General features: G+C 59.9%; 12 protein-coding genes and 1 tRNA gene. 4 read left to right on the forward strand and 9 right to left on the reverse strand.

Annotation, left to right across the window (positions count from 1 at the left end):
* Nucleotides 1-1,242 (forward strand): saccharopine dehydrogenase family protein, encoded by a 1,242-nt coding sequence (locus MLC70_RS01515; protein ID WP_248181190.1) that lies wholly within the window; start codon nt 1-3, stop codon nt 1,240-1,242.
* Here MLC70_RS01515 and cydC read toward each other — a convergent pair.
* The 4 genes from cydC to MLC70_RS01535 are packed head-to-tail and all read right to left on the reverse strand — an operon-like array spanning nt 1,239 to nt 6,977.
* Entirely contained in the window at nt 1,239-2,855 is a 1,617-nt protein-coding gene (cydC, locus tag MLC70_RS01520; protein WP_248181191.1) for a thiol reductant ABC exporter subunit CydC, read from the reverse strand. The two genes, MLC70_RS01515 and cydC, sit on opposite strands and share 4 nt — an antisense overlap.
* Entirely contained in the window at nt 2,848-4,527 is a 1,680-nt protein-coding gene (gene cydD, locus MLC70_RS01525; RefSeq protein ID WP_248181192.1) for a thiol reductant ABC exporter subunit CydD, read from the reverse strand. The genes cydC and cydD overlap by 8 nt, the downstream gene beginning before the upstream one ends.
* Nucleotides 4,528-5,529 carry a cytochrome d ubiquinol oxidase subunit II gene (gene cydB, locus MLC70_RS01530; RefSeq protein WP_248181193.1) on the reverse strand — a complete coding sequence of 334 codons (1,002 nt, stop codon included), beginning with the start codon at nt 5,527-5,529 and terminating at the stop codon, nt 4,528-4,530. It abuts the gene before it with no gap.
* Between the two features lie 2 nt (nt 5,530-5,531).
* Complete coding sequence (locus MLC70_RS01535; RefSeq protein ID WP_248181194.1) at nt 5,532-6,977, reverse strand: cytochrome ubiquinol oxidase subunit I; 1,446 nt, start codon at nt 6,975-6,977, stop codon at nt 5,532-5,534.
* Between the two features lie 186 nt (nt 6,978-7,163).
* Between MLC70_RS01535 and MLC70_RS01540 the strand changes: the two genes are divergently transcribed.
* Both MLC70_RS01540 and MLC70_RS01545 read left to right on the forward strand, forming a co-directional pair.
* Nucleotides 7,164-7,787, forward strand: a complete 624-nt coding sequence (locus tag MLC70_RS01540; RefSeq protein WP_248181195.1) for a class I SAM-dependent methyltransferase — start codon at nt 7,164-7,166, stop codon at nt 7,785-7,787.
* Between the two features lie 73 nt (nt 7,788-7,860).
* A tRNA-Leu gene (locus tag MLC70_RS01545) sits at nt 7,861-7,947 on the forward strand.
* Nucleotides 7,948-7,956: 9 nt separating this feature from the next.
* Here MLC70_RS01545 and MLC70_RS01550 read toward each other — a convergent pair.
* The gene (locus tag MLC70_RS01550; protein ID WP_248181196.1) at nt 7,957-8,760 is read right to left on the reverse strand and encodes an enoyl-CoA hydratase-related protein; all 804 of its coding nucleotides are present in this window, start codon (nt 8,758-8,760) and stop codon (nt 7,957-7,959) included.
* Nucleotides 8,761-8,895: 135 nt separating this feature from the next.
* Complete coding sequence (locus MLC70_RS01555; protein WP_248181197.1) at nt 8,896-11,508, reverse strand: DUF6351 family protein; 2,613 nt, start codon at nt 11,506-11,508, stop codon at nt 8,896-8,898.
* Between the two features lie 212 nt (nt 11,509-11,720).
* Between MLC70_RS01555 and MLC70_RS01560 the strand changes: the two genes are divergently transcribed.
* A complete protein-coding gene (locus MLC70_RS01560) occupies nt 11,721-12,506 on the forward strand; it encodes an enoyl-CoA hydratase (RefSeq protein ID WP_248181198.1) in 786 nt (261 codons plus the stop codon).
* Here the strand turns inward: MLC70_RS01560 and MLC70_RS01565 are convergent.
* From MLC70_RS01565 to MLC70_RS01575, 3 genes are read right to left on the reverse strand one after another with little or no spacing between them, the layout of a single operon-like run.
* On the reverse strand, nt 12,503-12,961 hold the full coding sequence (locus MLC70_RS01565; RefSeq protein WP_248181199.1) for a DUF192 domain-containing protein: 459 nt from the start codon (nt 12,959-12,961) through the stop codon (nt 12,503-12,505). The genes MLC70_RS01560 and MLC70_RS01565 overlap by 4 nt on opposite strands.
* Before the next feature lie 23 nt (nt 12,962-12,984).
* Nucleotides 12,985-13,746 carry an ABC transporter permease gene (locus tag MLC70_RS01570; RefSeq protein WP_248181200.1) on the reverse strand — a complete coding sequence of 254 codons (762 nt, stop codon included), beginning with the start codon at nt 13,744-13,746 and terminating at the stop codon, nt 12,985-12,987.
* A gap of 25 nt (nt 13,747-13,771) precedes the next feature.
* Nucleotides 13,772-14,692 (reverse strand): ABC transporter ATP-binding protein, encoded by a 921-nt coding sequence (locus tag MLC70_RS01575; RefSeq protein WP_248181201.1) that lies wholly within the window; start codon nt 14,690-14,692, stop codon nt 13,772-13,774.
* Nucleotides 14,693-14,750 lie beyond the last annotated feature (58 nt).

Below are 14,750 nucleotides of genomic sequence, written 5' to 3' on the forward strand. Positions count from 1 at the left end.
ATGACTGAATCCAAGGAAACCGCCTACGATGTCGTGGTGTTCGGCGCCACAAGCTTCGTTGGCCAGATTCTCACCCGTTATCTGGTTGAGACCTACGGGGTCGGGAAATCGGTCAAGTGGGCCATTGCCGGCCGCTCCGAGAGCAAACTGAGCACACTCAAATCCGAACTGGGTGACGGCGGCAAAAACCTGCCCGTGATCCTGGCCGATGCGTCGGATCTTTCTGCGTTGCAGACCATGTGTGAGCAGACTCGTGTGATTATTTCCACTGTCGGCCCTTACGCGCTGTATGGCGAGCCATTGGTCCAGGCATGCGTGCGCGCGGGCACTGATTACTGCGACCTGACCGGCGAAGTGCAGTGGATCCGAAAAATGGTTGAGCGTTATGAGGAGGAAGCGAAGGCCTCCGGAGCTCGCATTGTGCACTGCTGCGGTTTTGACTCCATTCCCTCCGACATGGGCGTGTGGTTCCTGCAGAACAAGGCGGAGGAAACCTTCGGGGCACCCTGCCGGGACGTTCGCATGCGGGTGAAAGTAGCCAAGGGCGAATTCTCCGGTGGTACTGTGGCCTCGATGATGAACGTCGCCAAGGAAGCCGCGGCTGACCCGAAGCTGCGCAAGGAACTGGCGAACCCGTTCTCCATCTGCCCACCGGAGCACCGTTCCAAAACCCGCCAGCCCAGCCTGAAAGGTGCGGAGTTCGACACGACCTTCAACGCCTGGCTGGCGCCGTTTGTGATGGGTGCCATCAACACCCGTGTGGTGCACCGCTCCAACGCCTTGCAGAACGCCCGCTACGGCAGCGAATTCACCTACGACGAAGCAATGATGACCGGGCAGGGCGCGAAAGGACGCCTGACCGCTTATGGCATCACCGGTGCGCTAGCGGCGTTCTTTACCGCGTCGGCTCTGAAGCCCACCCGCTGGCTGGTGGAAAAATTCGTGCCCAAGCCGGGTGAGGGGCCAAGTCCGGAAGCGCAGAAAAACGGCTTCTATGACCTGCGTTTCGTAGGCCGCACCGAAGACGGCAAAACTATCATCACCAAAGTGACGGGGGATCAGGACCCGGGGTACGGCTCTACCGGCAAAATGCTGGGCGAAGCGGGTATGTGCCTGGCGTTCGATATCCCGGCAGACCAGCCCGGTGGTTTCTGGACCCCGGCCTCGTTGCTCGATGGCAAGTTGATGGAGCGGCTGACCAGCAAAGCCGGCCTGACCTTCGAGGTCGTGGAAACACGCTAACCGGTCAGGTAAATCACGCGGTCGGTGCCCGGCAGGGCATCCGGCCCGTGAGCGAGACTGATCACCGTTCGACCTTCCAGATAGACATCCATTCGCTTCGAAATCCTGCTGCGCGTCTCCGAATCCAGTCCGGTGAACGGCTCATCCAGTATCACCATCGCCGCCCGGTTCAACAACACGCGCGCCAGGGCTACACGCCTCGCTTCGCCGCCCGACAGGCGGTTGCCATCGCTGCCCAGCCAGGTATCCAGTTGATCCGGCTCCGCGGCAAATCGATCCGCCAACTCCACCATCTCCAGCATACGCCAGAGTTCCGTGTCGCTGGCCTCAGGCGCACCCAAGAGCAGGTTGGCCCTAAGGGTGTCCTCAAACAGCACAGTTCTCTGGGTCAGGTACACTCCGGGCAGGCAAGACAGCGATCCTTGAGCGGGCGCCAGAAGGCCCGCGATGGTGTCTGCCAGTGAGGATTTGCCGCTGCCGGAATGCCCAAGGATACCGAGGCGTTCACCGGCTTTGAGCTCCAGCTCAAAATGCGTCAGTAGCATCGCGTGTCCGGGATGTTTCACCGCCAGATTCTTTGCGTGAAGCGCGACACCGGTGCGGGAGGGCGGCTGCGCGGGCGGATCGCCGTCGGCGCTGCCAGCGCAATCCCGATTCAGCCGGTTGGCAGAGGCTTCAGTCGCCCCCAGTCGGCCGAATGCGTCGGGTAACATGGCATAGACTTCACCGAGTCCCAGCAGCGCGATGGGCAATAACACCAACACAGGGCCGGACACCTCATCAGCGTGGTACAGCCCGAGGCCCAGCCAGAGGCTGATCACTGCGGTCAGGTTGACCAGAAAATGGGTGCCTGCCAGATGCCAGCCTGTGCGGGTGTCTGTTCGCGTTTGCGCGGAGGTCACCTGGTACGCCTGTCGCATCAGCCAGGCGCCATGCTTTCCGGTTCGCCCTGCGGCAGTCAGTTCGGCAAAACCCTCCAGATGCTCAATGACAGCCGTGCGCAGGGATTCCTGCCGATCGCTCTGGCGGTATGCAAGTTCTCTGGTGCGGAGATACACGCCGCCGGAGGAAACGACAAACGCGGCGACCAGAAGCCCGGCCACGATGAAGGCGGTGGCGAGGTCGAAAAGAATTGCTGTTAATACCAACATCAGCACCGTGACCAGGCCGGCAAGTGCCGTTGGGGCAATCAGGCGCAGGTAGAGTGTGTCCAGGGCGTCAACGTCGTTGGTCAATCTGGACAACCACTGAGCCCCGGTCAGCTCGTTGCGAAGCCGACGGCTGGATGCAGCGAGCCTGCGGAACAGGGCCACGCGGATATCGGTCAGCAACCGCAGCACGGTATCGTGGTTGTACACCCGCTCAAGGTAACGGGACACGGTACGCGACACGGCAAAAAAGCGGATCGCACCGCCTGGCACGTACAGATTGATGCTCGCCGCCATGCCCGCCGCGAGCAGCAGTCCGGTTAATGCGGTTTCGGTGATGAACCAGCCGGAAACCGCCAGTAACGCGATACCGGAAAGCAGAGTGGCCAGAATCAGCATCCCACCCAGCAACAGGCGCCAAGGACGTTTGAGGATGAGCCTCAGCCAGGGTCTCAGCTCACGCATCGCGAACCCCTCCGCCGGATACTACCAAGACGCGATCCGCCAGGGTGAGCAAGGCCTGATGGTGAGTGGCAAATATCAGGGTTTTACCGGCTATAGCCAATTTGTGGAGTGCTTCCAGAACAAAGATCTCGCTGTCGCTGTCAAGACCGGCGGTGGGCTCATCCAGCAGCAACAGGCCATAATCCGCCAGAAATAGCCGCGCCAGGCTCAGCCGCCGTGCCTGCCCACCGGACAGCCCCTGGCCGTCTTCCGATACCTGGCTATAAATGCCCTCGGGGCGGCTGTCCAGCAAGGGCCCAAGCCCGACGTTGCGAAGTGCAGTGGCAATGGCCACGTCAGAGGCCTCCGGTGTTGTCAGCCTCAGGTTATCGGCCCAGGTTCCTTGCACCAGGAAACCCTTCTGGCCAAGCCAGCCAAAACGAAAACTGCCGGGCATTTCGCCGAATACCCGAACCGTGCCGTGGTCAGGCGCCATAAAGCCGGCCAGTAGATGAAGCAGCGTCGATTTGCCCCCGCCGGATGGGCCGGTGAGGGCAACCACGTCACCTTTGCGAATCTGCAACGAGAGATTTCGCAGCACATACGGTTGATCACCAAAAACCACGGACACAGACGCCAGTGAGACAGTGGCGGGATCTGCCTGATCGCCCCCGGTCTCAACCGCCCGCGGCACGCAGTGGTTATCCACTGGCGATTCCAGGCGCTGCAGTATTTCGGCGCCGGCGCCCAGCGCAGCTGCCCGGTCGTGATAATGCTGAGACAGGGTGCGTAAAGGCTGAAAGAACTCCGGTGCCAGCAGCAGGATCAGCAGCCCGGAAAACAATGTCAGCTCCGGAGCGGGTCCGAATGAGATGTAGCCCAGCAGGCCGAATCCGATGTAGATGGCGATCACAGCAATAGCCACCGAGGCAAAAAACTCCAGTACCGCCGAGGAAAGAAAAGCCACCCGCAATGTCTTCAGGGTGATTCTGCGGTAGTGGTCCGAGCGCTGCTGAATCAGTTCTGCCGCCCCGGCAGTCTGGCCGAAAAGTTGCAGGGTGGTAAGGCCGCGCACCTTGTCGAGAAACTGCCCCGAAAGCCGGCTGATGGTTTCAAAGTGCTGTTGGTTGAGCTTTTCCGCTCCCATACCCACCAGCGCCATGAACAGAGGGATCAGGGGGGCGGACAACAGCAGGAAGGCGCCGGCCAGCCAGTCCAGCCAGAACACGATTGCCAGAATCAGCAACGGAACGATCACCGATAACGCCATCTGCGGAAGAAAGCGGGCAAAATATCCGTGGAGGGCTTCGACGTGATCGATCCATTCCCGGGCCAGGGTCCCAGCCGATGACTGCCCCAGCGCCACCGGTCCGGTCGCCCGCCAATGCCGATTCAGGGTGCGGCGGGCGTCCTGCTGCACTCGTTCACTGCAGCGAGCCGCGAGGCGGGTCTGGAACCCCTGTGCCAGTGCCCGAAGGGCCAGGACACCCACCAGCCCCACAAACAGCCCGGTGAGGTCGCCCACGGTGACGCCTTCGACCACACCCTGATGGACAATCCTCGCCAGCAGCACCATTTGCACAATGGTGGCGATACCAGCAACGGTACCCGCGGCAACGGTGCCTTGAATCCAGCGCCGGTTGCCGCGGGCCAGCCCGGAGAGCCATGCCCGAACCGCCTGCGGCTCCGCCACTTAGTGGTAACCCTCGCCGGCGCGCACCTTGCCGCGGAATACCCAGTAGGTCCATGCGGTATATGCCAGCACGATGGGAATGACAAACAACAGCCCCAGCAGCAGGAACAACTGCGATTCATAGGCGGAAGCGGCATCCCACAAGGTGTAATCCGGCGGTACCACGTAAGGCCAGCGGCTGACCACAAGACCGAAGTAGGTGAAAATGAACAGGCCCATGGTCGCCACGAACGGCATGCCTTCGAAGCGATTGCGCACAGAGCGGTAAATCTGGAAGGCACACAGCAGTGTCAGCGCGGGCAGTATCCAGATTACCGTCAGATTGGAGAACCAGCGCTCCCTGACCATGTCATCCACGAACGGCGTCCATACGCTGATGATGCTGAACACCACCAGCACAGCTGCCAGCAAGGGCAGCGCCAGTTTGTAGGCCCAGTCCTGCAGGCGTCCTTCGGTTTTCATGATCAGCCAGGTGGTGCCGAGCAGGGAATAGCCGGCGAGCATGCCGAAACCGGTCAACACCGTGAACGGCGTCAGCCAGTCCAGCGGCCCCCCCACATACACGCGATTGGCGGTTTCCATGCCCTGAATGTACGCGCCCACCACCGCGCCCTGGGCAAATGCGGCAACGGTTGAGCCCCCGGCAAACGCCCAGTTCCACAGGTATCGGGAGGTGTTGGCCTTGAAGCGGAACTCGAAGGCCACGCCGCGGAAGATCAACCCGGCAAGCAGCAGGAAGACCCCGATGTACAGCGCAGGGAGAAAGATGGAGTACACCAGCGGGAAGGCGGCCAGCAGGCCGGCGCCACTGAGCACCAGCCAGGTTTCGTTGCCGTCCCACACCGGTGCGACCGTGTTCATCATGGTGTCGCGGTCTTCCTCAGACGGAGCGAACGGGAACAGGATACCCACACCCAGATCGAATCCGTCCATCAGCACATACATGATGATGCCGAAACCGATGATGAAGGCCCAGATCAGGGGCAGATCGAACAGTTCCATAATCAGTGACCTCCCTGGTTCACGGGCTTGGCAGTGCCGACCATGTCGTCATCGGCGTGTTGAATCTCGAAGGGCACGTGAGTGGCCGACAGAGGGCGCTTGGGCCGTTCCACCTCATGCTCGTCGTCATCGTGGGTGTCTTCAAGCCCCACATAGAGCACCCGCATCAGGTAATACACCCCGGCAGAAAACACCAGCCCGTACACCACGATATAGCCAATCAGTGAGAACAGCGCCATGCCGCCTGTCAGGGACGGCGTGAGCCCTTCTGCATGAGTCATCATGCCGTACACCAGCCATGGCGAGCGACCTGACTCGGTGACAATCCAGCCGGCCAGTACCGCAATGAACGGGGTGATACTCATGAAACGCAGGCCCTGGAGGAACCAGGGAGAGCGCCAGTAACGGCCGCCTTTGCGCAGGATCAGCCCGGCCGCACTGAACGCGATCATCAGCAGCCCCAGGCCCACCATTACGCGGAACGACCAGAACACCAGAGCGACCGGTGGCTGTTCTTCCACTGCTACCTCATTCAGGCCGGGTACTTCACCGTCCCACTCGTGGGTCAGGATCAGGCTGGCCAATCCTGGGATCCCGATCTCGAAATGGTTGGTCTGGTTGGCCTGATCCGGGATCGCGAACAGCAACAATGGCACATTGCGGGAGGTTTCCCAGTTACCTTCCATGGCAGCCACTTTGGCCGGTTGATGCTCCAGGGTATTGAGACCGTGGAAATCCCCCACCACCGCCTGCGTCGGAGCGATGATCAGCAGCAGCCACAGGCACATGGACAGCGCTTTCTTGTTGGCCTCCACCTCGCGACCGCGCAGCAGATACCAGGCGCTTACTCCGGCTACTACAAAGCCGCCCGTCAGGAACGATGCCAGGCCCATGTGCATAAACCGGTAGGGGAACGATGGGTTGAAGATCGCCTCACGCCAGGAGGTAATGAAGAAGGCGCCATCACGGAGCTCAACGCCAGCGGGTGTATGCAACCAGCTGTTGGCCGACAGAATCCAGAACGAGGAAATAAACGTGCCGACCGCCACCATGATGGCGGCAAGCAAATGGACGCCCGGGGGCACCTTGTCGCGCCCGAACAACAACACACCGAGAAAGGCCGCTTCGAGGAAGAAGGCGGTTACCACCTCGTAGCTCAACATGGGCCCGAGGAAGTTCGCCGAGGCCTGGGCGAAGTTGCTCCAGTTGGTGCCAAACTGGAACGACATCACGATGCCGGACACCACCCCCATACCGAACACAACGGCGAAGACCTTGGTCCAGAAGGCAGACAATTTTAACCAGACCGGATTCCCGGTTTTGAAGGCCAGGCCCTCAAGCACCGCAATGTAGGACGCCAGCCCGATGGTAAACACCGGGAAGATGGCATGAAATGACACCACGAACGCGAACTGGATTCGCGATAAGATAAGAGGGTCGAGCTCCATAAGAACCTCCGGTAACTACTCACACGTTACGTAAGCGGACCAGTTAAGCCCGCTTGGCCGCTGCCTTTGGCGCATCTTGTAGAGTTGTTTTTACCGGCAGATGCAGGTCATGCTACTGGAAACACGACCTGAACCGACAGGACAGATTGTCGCACCCATTGATTTATAACAATTATGGCGAATCCAATGAGCTTTTACGAAGATCGAATACTGCCACACATAATAGATCGTGCTTGCTCCATGGGCCAGGTCATGAAGCTGCGCAGCCAGGTGGTTCCCGAGGCGCGGGGCACCGTGCTGGAAGTGGGCATGGGTTCGGCAATCAATCTGGAATTCTACAACCCGGGCGCGGTCGATCTGGTGTACGGGCTGGAACCTTCAGACGGCATGCGCCGCAAAGCCCAGGCGAATCTTCGGCGGTCACCGGTCAAGGTGGAGTGGCTGGACCTGCCCGGCGAGAAAATCCCTCTGGGCGATGAAACCGTCGATACGGTGTTGCTGACGTTCACCCTGTGCACCATCCCGGACTGGCATGCAGCCCTGCACCAGATGAAGCGGGTACTGAAGCCGGGCGGCGTACTGCTGTTTCTGGAACACGGAGAATCCCACGATCACGGCGTCAGAAAATGGCAGCACCGCATTACCCCCGGCTGGAAAAAGCTCGCCGGCGGCTGTCATCTCAACCGACACATTGCGGACCTGATCCGGGAAGCCGGTTTTGACATCGTGGAACTGGAAAATCTCTACGTTCCCCAGACGCCGAAGATCGCCGGCTACATCTACAAGGGCAGGGCGGTGAAACCCGCCTGATCTTAACGGGATTTGGAATTGCGTTAGCCAACACGGCCTTATACAATTCGGCCCCTTAAAACCTGCCCCCGATGCTCCGGTGGTGAAATTGGTAGACACAAGAGACTTAAAATCTCTCGACCGTTAGGTCGTGCCGGTTCGATTCCGGCCCGGAGCACCATTTCAGACACTACTTCTTCGCCATTGCCTCCAACATTCGATTCACCGCCTCCAGATGCTCCGGCTCGTTGTGGCACATGCCCTGAAAGTTCGCGCACACATCCAGAAAATCTTTCAGCTCCATACGGGGTGCCATTTTCATCAGCCGTTTGGTCAGCCGCGTGGCTTTTGGCGGCTGGCTGGCGATGCGGCCGGCCATGGTATTGGCGGTACTCATCAGCTCCGCTGCCGGCACCACCTCAAGAACAATGCCCAGTTCCTTGGCTTCTGCGGCATCGATGATGCGCCCGGTAAGTGTGAGTTCGAAGGCGCGCTGATACCCGATAAGACGTTGCATGAACCAGGCACCGCCGTCGCCGGGGATAATGCCGAGGTTGAGGAACGTTTCGCCGAACTTCGCGTGTTCGGAGGCAATGCGGATATCGGCCATGTTGGCCAGATCAAAGCCTGCGCCGATGGCCGGGCCGTTGACTGCGGCGATGATCGGAACCTCAACCTCTTGCAGCGCCAGGGGAATGCGCTGAATGCCTTTGCGATAACGATCGGCGCATTCGGCGACACCGCCTGCGAAATCGCCACCGCGATTGGCCATGTCGCGGATGTTGCCGCCGGCACTGAACGCGGAGCCCGAGCCGGTCATCACCAGCACCGAGACGTCATCACAGTGGTTTACCCAGTTCGCGGTAGAGACAATGTCGTTAATCAGTTGTGAGCCGGTGAGCGCGTTACGCAGATCATGACGGTTAAAGGTGAGGGTGGCGACGCGGTCTTCGAGCGTGAGCAATGCATCCGTCAGCTTTGGCTTGGAGGGCATGGGCGGGGTTCCTTGGTTTCGGTCATCGCTTATCTTCGCGTGCCGGAAGCCCATGGATCAAGACCCGGTAAGAGGTAAGGCCTGGTGAAATACCGGGGCAGGTGGCTAGCCTAAGGCAAGCCACCTGCCTTTGGATCAAAGATCGGCTCGGGGATTCAGATCCACCGCAAAGGCCGGCGAAGCCCAGCCTGCGACAGTGCCACTGCGGGCGGGCAATGGTTCACCGCCAGTCGTTACAGCGCTCTCATCTCCATACTGCAGCCAGGTCAGTGTCGGCACCGCGCCCACCGGGGGTTTGCTGTAATCACAGACGCCTTCCGGGAAGATTTCCGCGACCTGTTCGGCACACCCTTCGGACGAAAATTCACCGCCCAGAAAGTTGATCGGGTAGTCAGCCGGGTCCACAGGCTTCAACTGGCATTTGTTGGTCAGCGTGGTGATGGCGTCACCGGCGACCGTGCGCGGTGTTCCGAAACGGGTCTGAACCACCAGTTCCTGAGCGGCAACCACCGCATCGGTAATCGGCTGCAGCGGATCGGTGATGGTGTCAGGCAATCCCAGCACCCCGAGGTCCAGACCACAGACCTGACCGGTGGCGGCGTCCAGTATCTGCCCAAGCTCTGCCGGGAACGTGGGAATCTGGTCGGAGCTCAGGCCCTCGATCTGGGGCTCCGGGTAGAGCAGGTTGCCGGTATAGGGCGCCTTCGGGCCTTCGGCGGAGAACGGCGCCGACAGAGACAGGCAGCGGTCTCTCGCCGTAACCGGTTTGTTGGCAAGAACCTTGTCCGACACCGGCGTTGGTTCCCCATCGGCCTCCATACCGGCCAGCCACTGGTCCATCACCAGCAGGGCTTCCGTGGTGAAGATGGTGTCGCCGGCCAGCGGGAAGGCGCCGTACCAGATCACATGATTCTCGGCGTGACCCTGGGTTTCCTGCAATCGTGCCCGTACCTGCCAGGAGTGGAAGGCGTCATGGGCGATGCCGGGATCCGGGCCGCGCAGGTCGATGATCGGCACGTTGGCCAGGTTCTCCGCTGTGTTCACGGCGCCGGTACGGTAAGAATTCTCCAGCGCCTCAGCATCAGCTGCGATGCGGTCGGTCTGGTAGTTGATGTCCACGTTCAGACCGCCAATGTCGCGATTGACCGCCAGGAACTGGTTGCCGGTGATAACCCCGGCCTGCAGTGCCTGGAGACCATACTGGACCCCGACATTGTCCAGCGGGATTCCGGCGAATCCCTGAGACAGCATCTGCTCGTTGGTTGACCACACAGCAGGCTGGCGCGTACCGAACTGATTCACCATGTAGTCAATCAGGCCACAACGCAGGCCGTCCGGGCGGGTGTCCGGGTCGTACACATCGGCTTTGCCAGCGAGTCCCGGGCAGTTCTGCTGGTCCGGATTGGCGGCGGGGAAAAACGCCAGGTCGGAGACAATCGGGTTCACCGGCAAATGGCCGTAAAGGGCTGGCCACTGAACCGCCAGAACCGGCGACGTAAGCAGGCTCTGCACGAGACCGAGGAGGTCGGCGGGGTCTTCGGAAACCTGGTTACCCAGGTACTCATTCAGCAGGTTGTAATCGGCAAACTGGGTCGCAGTGGTCCACACATCCGGGTAGGAGCACTGAACAATCAGCCCCTGATAGACGCCGGGGTAGGCGTTGGCGATGTGTTGTTGCGCAATCGCACCGCCGGAACAGCCGGTTCCGATGGTGTAACGCACCGGCCCGTACTGCTCGACGATGTGCTCTTTTGCCATCACCAGAGATTCTGCGGCGGTCACCAGGTTCACGTTATGGCCGAGGTTGGCCTGAGCGGTAGACAGGGTCACGAATCCGCGGGCGAGCGCGACGGAAATGCTGTCACCCAGCAGGGTTTCTGCGCCTTCCGGCGCTGTGCCGGCAATGTCGCCATTGGGTGGCTGGCCCATGCCGTAACTGACACCGACGTTGCCACCGTGGTGGATCAGGATCTTGCCATTCCACTGCGCCTGAGGCGCCAGTGCGGTCCACTCCTGATCTGGTTGGAACAGTGACATGATTTGATAGCGATCGCGGTTCATCACCCCGGTTTCTACCCGCACGATGTAGGGAACAGACACACCGTCGTCGGTGGTGACCTGAGCAATGTCCTCAGTCGGCGGCGGGTTTTCCGGATCGAAGGGCAGGAAGGCGCCCGGCAAACCCGGAGATTCCGGATCGAAGCTTTGCGCGAACAGATCGAACTGCGATTGCGGCACATACCTGAACTCGAATTCCGCCGGCTGGTTGCATTTATCGTCTACAGCTTGCGCATTGGTACAGGTCCAGGGCTGAACCTGTGGGCCAGAGAAAACCGGGCCACCCTTAGGGTGATTGATAAGGGTTTCACGCAGTACCTCGCCGGCTCCGAGGATCACCTTGAGTTCGTTCTCCCCGAGCTCGAGGCCGGTGATCAGTCCGCGAAGGGCGCCGTTTTCCATGGTCACCATGGCACCGCTGACGTCGCGCTCATTCAACAGCACTCTGGCATTCTCAAGATCCGGCGACACCACCTCAACCAGAGCATCGCCGCCGCTGATCAGGTCCGCACGGTTCGAAAGCACACGAATGGCGCCTTCGCCTGCACGTTCCTCCTGCTCGGATTCCACCGCGCCGTTATTGCCGTTGCCGGGTGAGTCGGATGAACCGCCGCTCGAGCCGCAGCCAACAAGAGTGACCGCCAGTGCCAGGGAGAATGCTGATTTGATGAAAATGGGTGATGAGCTCATCGTTACCTCGGTATTGTTATTTTTTATGTGACGCTTTGTAACTGATTGCGTTCATAACACCACAGGTATGACGGCGCGCGCTTTGGCCAGCCGGACATCGGGTCCCGTCAATTTTGTGAACCGGGTCACACCGGTGTGGCCGACGAAAGTCGTCTCGACTTGCCTCAGAGCCCTGTGAATACTGTCGGAAAGTCACCGGTGGCGAGGTCAGGATGACAGCAGAAAAGCTGGTCAAAGTCGCAACAGAGAATGGAATAACCACAGTCACACTGGACCAGCCAGACAAGCGCAACAGCTTGTCATTGGCGATGTTGCAGGCGTTGTCTGATGTACTGACCAAGCTTGCCGGGGATAACGACACCCGGGTGGTGGTTCTGGCGGCGAGCGGACAGGTATTTTGTGCCGGCCACGATCTGAACGAAGTTCGCGACCAGTTTGGCGACCAGAACCGGCAGAAATGTTTATTCGATCTGTGCAGTCAAGTCATGCAGCAGTTGGTCAACCTGCCCAAGCCCGTCATTGCCAGGGTGGCGGGGGTGGCGACGGCGGCAGGGTGTCAACTGGTGGCCAGTTGCGATCTTGCGGTGGCGGCAGACACCGCACGCTTTGCCACGCCGGGGGTCAACATCGGGCTGTTCTGCTCAACACCGATGGTGGCGTTGTCGCGCAACGTGAATCGCAAACACGCCATGGAAATGCTGCTGACCGGAGAGATGATTGGCGCCTTAAGGGCTGAGCAGATCGGCCTGATCAACAAGGTGGTGGATGAGCAGGCGCTGGATGACACGGTTTACCGTATGGCCGGGGTGATTGCAGGCAAGTCGAGCCACACTCTGAAAGTGGGTAAAGCCGCGTTTTACCAACAACTGGAACTGAACCTGACCGACGCCTATGACTATACCGCTCAGGTAATGACCGATAACCTCGCTGCAGCGGACGCACAGGAGGGGATCCGTGCGTTTCTGGACAAACGGAACCCGGAATGGAGCGACTGTTAGCCCGCTGCCTGACACCGGGCAGCGTTCAGCTCCAGGCGATCGCCGACGCCGATGTCATGCCGTTCGAAGAAGCCTTCGTTCATCTCCAGAGCCAGTGAAAATGACACTCCGGCAGGGTATGACGGGCACTCGCTGCCGCGTTTGGACGGGCAGGGTGTCATGCGCCGGATAGCGCCTATCACACCTTCCTCATTGAGGTAGGCGATGTCCAGCGGGATCAGTGTTTGGTGCATCCAGAAGCCATAGTCGGGATCACGCGGGCGTTGGTAAATGAACAGCATGCCGCTGTCGGGCGGCAATGACGTCCGGCCCATCAGCCCTTTGCTGCGCTGCTTCGGGGTTCTCGCCAGCTCCACCGACACGGGAATTCGCCAATCGCCGGTGATCAGGCAGGCGTCGGCCATTGGCAGGCGTTCCGGCTCCGCCGTGGCGCAACCGGCTATCAGAACCAGCATTCCGACAGCCGTCAGCGATCGAATCATGACCGCAACCGGTACCCGGTGCGGAAGATCCACCAGATGGTGACCATACAGGCGGTGAGGAACATCAACGTCATGCCGGCACTGATGCCTACATGCACGTCGGCCACGCCGTAGAACGCCCAGCGGAAACCACTGATCAGATACACCACCGGGTTGAACAGGCTGATGGTCTGCCAGACCTCGGGCAGCATGTCGATGGAATAAAAAGTGCCACCGAGGAATACCAGCGGCGTGACGATCATCATCGGAACGATCTGGAGTTTTTCGAAGCCGTCGGCCCAGATCCCGATGATGAAACCGAACAGACTGAACGTCACGGACGTGAGCACCAGGAACGAAAACATCCAGAACGGGTGGAGCACGTCGTAGTCCACGAACAACCTCGCCGTTGCCAGGATAATCAGCCCGAGGATGACGGATTTCGTGGCGGCCGCACCGACATAGCCAATCACTACCTCCACGTAAGACACCGGGGCAGACAGCACCTCGTAGATGGTGCCGGAAAACTTTGGCATGTAAATACCGAAAGAGGCGTTGGAGATGCTCTGCATCAGCAGTGACAGCATGACCAGACCCGGGATGATGTATGCCCCGTAACTGATGTTGTCGATATCGCCCATGCGGCTGCCAATCGCCGACCCGAACACCACAAAGTAGAGGCAGGTAGAAATCACCGGCGATGCCACGCTCTGCATCAGCGTGCGGCCCATGCGGGCCATTTCGAAACGGTAGATCGCGCGGATACCGTAGTAGTTCATGCATGTGCTCCCGTAAGTCGGCGGTTTATTCGTGGACCAGGCCGACGAAGATCTCTTCGAGCGAACTTTCCCGTGTTCTCAGATCGCGGTATTCGATTCCAATGTCGCCCAGGGTTCGCAGCAGGCGCGCAACACCGGCCTGCTCCTGCTGGGAATCGAACGTGTAGATGAGCTCATAGCCGTCGTCAGACAGCTCTACTGGTTCCAGAACCAGTTCACCGGGCACCTTGCTCAGTGGCTGTTGTAACTGCAGCCGCAGCTCCTTCTTGCCAAGCTTGCTCATCAGCCGGTCTTTGTCTTCCACCAGGATGATCTCACCCTGGCGAATGACTCCGATGCGATCGGCCATTTCCTCGGCCTCTTCAATGTAGTGTGTGGTGAGAATGATCGTCACGCCGTCTTCCCGCAGCTTTCGTACCATCTCCCACATGTCGCGGCGCAGTTCAACGTCAACGCCGGCGGTCGGTTCGTCGAGAAACAGGATGCGCGGCTCGTGAGACAGCGCCTTGGCGATCATCACCCGGCGTTTCATGCCACCGGAAAGAGCCATGATGCGGTTGTTGCGTTTATCCCACAGCGAGAGATCTTTGAGCACTTTTTCGATATGAGCGGGGTTGGCCGGCTTGCCGAACAGGCCGCGGCTGAAAGACACCGCATTCCACACGGTCTCGAACGAGTCGGTGTTCAGCTCCTGCGGCACCAACCCGATGGTTTCCCGGGCCTTGCGATACTCCTTCACGATATCGTGGCCGGCGGCTTTCACTTCACCGCTGGATTTGTTGACGATGCCGCAAATGATGCTTATCAGCGTGGTTTTACCCGCGCCATTGGGGCCCAGAAGCGCAAAAATTTCACCCCGGGTGATGTCCAGGTTGATATCTTTAAGGGCCTGAAAACCATCGGCGTACACTTTATTGAGGTGCTTAACGGAAATGTCCGGCTGCACTGGCGTATCCTGTGGGTGGTGAATCGAGGGGCGGTATTTTCTCACGATGCGCAGTGGT

Source organism: Marinobacter goseongensis (genome assembly GCF_023156235.1).
GTDB lineage: Bacteria > Pseudomonadota > Gammaproteobacteria > Pseudomonadales > Oleiphilaceae > Marinobacter > Marinobacter goseongensis.

Bases quoted from the DNA above. Each gene is read 5' to 3' on its own strand.
- MLC70_RS01550 (WP_248181196.1), bottom strand. From the start codon at position 8,760: ATGCCCTCCAAGCCAAAGCTGACGGATGCATTGCTCACGCTCGAAGAC.
- MLC70_RS01555 (WP_248181197.1), bottom strand. From the start codon at position 11,508: ATGAGCTCATCACCCATTTTCATCAAATCAGCATTCTCCCTGGCACTG.
- cydB (WP_248181193.1), bottom strand. From the start codon at position 5,529: ATGGAACTGTTCGATCTGCCCCTGATCTGGGCCTTCATCATCGGTTTC.
- MLC70_RS01570 (WP_248181200.1), bottom strand. From the start codon at position 13,746: ATGAACTACTACGGTATCCGCGCGATCTACCGTTTCGAAATGGCCCGC.
- MLC70_RS01515 (WP_248181190.1), top strand. From the start codon at position 1: ATGACTGAATCCAAGGAAACCGCCTACGATGTCGTGGTGTTCGGCGCC.
- MLC70_RS01535 (WP_248181194.1), bottom strand. From the start codon at position 6,977: ATGGAGCTCGACCCTCTTATCTTATCGCGAATCCAGTTCGCGTTCGTG.
- MLC70_RS01560 (WP_248181198.1), top strand. From the start codon at position 11,721: ATGACAGCAGAAAAGCTGGTCAAAGTCGCAACAGAGAATGGAATAACC.
- cydC (WP_248181191.1), bottom strand. From the start codon at position 2,855: ATGCGTGAGCTGAGACCCTGGCTGAGGCTCATCCTCAAACGTCCTTGG.
- MLC70_RS01565 (WP_248181199.1), bottom strand. From the start codon at position 12,961: ATGCTGGTTCTGATAGCCGGTTGCGCCACGGCGGAGCCGGAACGCCTG.
- MLC70_RS01540 (WP_248181195.1), top strand. From the start codon at position 7,164: ATGAGCTTTTACGAAGATCGAATACTGCCACACATAATAGATCGTGCT.